Source organism: Faecalibacterium sp. DFI.5.82 (assembly GCF_029076575.1).
Classification (GTDB): Bacteria; Bacillota; Clostridia; order Oscillospirales; family Ruminococcaceae; genus Faecalibacterium; species Faecalibacterium duncaniae.
The window spans coordinates 1-299 of the sequence record NZ_JARFIS010000807.1; the positions used below are offsets into that span (position 1 = coordinate 1).

General features: G+C 65.9%; 1 protein-coding gene. It reads left to right on the forward strand.

Going from position 1 to position 299, the window contains the following annotated elements; genetic code table 11:
* A partial coding sequence (locus P0G09_RS18990) for a DUF6363 domain-containing protein (RefSeq protein WP_342760573.1) occupies positions 1-299 on the forward strand: 299 nt, incomplete at both ends.

Genomic DNA, 299 nt, shown 5'->3' on the forward strand with positions numbered 1-299 from the left:
GGCCTTTGCCCACGGCTGCGACCGGGTGGCTCTCATCCTGACCAAGCCCATGGGGCTGGTGAGGAGTGATGCCCTGGACGAGCATCTGGCACACCAGCTGCAGTCGCATTACCCCGCTGCAGCCGAGGGGCTGCGCCGCCGGGCATGGCGGTACAACACGGCTGTCCAGCGGGCGCGGGAGCTGGAGCGGCAGGGCCTTGTCTGCATCATCGCCCCGGACAGCACCGAGGGAATGTCCACCATGACCAAGAACCGCGCCGGCCTTGAAAAAATGTACGCCAAAGGCAAACAGGATGCCG